Raw genomic sequence first — 284 nt, forward strand, 5'->3', positions numbered from 1 at the left:
CACAGGGTATCTACATGCTCGCGAACGGCGGCAAGGTCTTCGCCGGCCAGCGCGGTGATACGATCTACATCTACCTGGGCGCAGTGTTCGATACGGTGAATCTGCGCCGCACGCCGCCTGTGTTGACGGCGGCGGAGGATGCTAACGATCACGTGAATCCGTTTGGCAACGACGCATTCTCCGGCTTCAACATCAGCACCATTGCGATCGCAGTCCCAATCAGCACGGTTACGTCCAAACCCAATGCCGTAATCGGCGCCTATGTGTCCACAATGCGTCATGAG

1 protein-coding gene is annotated in these 284 nt (G+C 58.1%); it reads left to right on the forward strand.

The window, feature by feature from the left end:
• Nucleotides 1-284, forward strand: a 284-nt coding sequence (locus tag SB822_RS56440; RefSeq protein WP_410859021.1) for a DUF4331 family protein, incomplete at both ends; no start/stop codon positions are given.

Origin of the sequence: Paraburkholderia sp. SIMBA_054 (assembly GCF_046534875.1) — a bacterium.
Taxonomy (GTDB): domain Bacteria; phylum Pseudomonadota; class Gammaproteobacteria; order Burkholderiales; family Burkholderiaceae; genus Paraburkholderia; species Paraburkholderia hospita.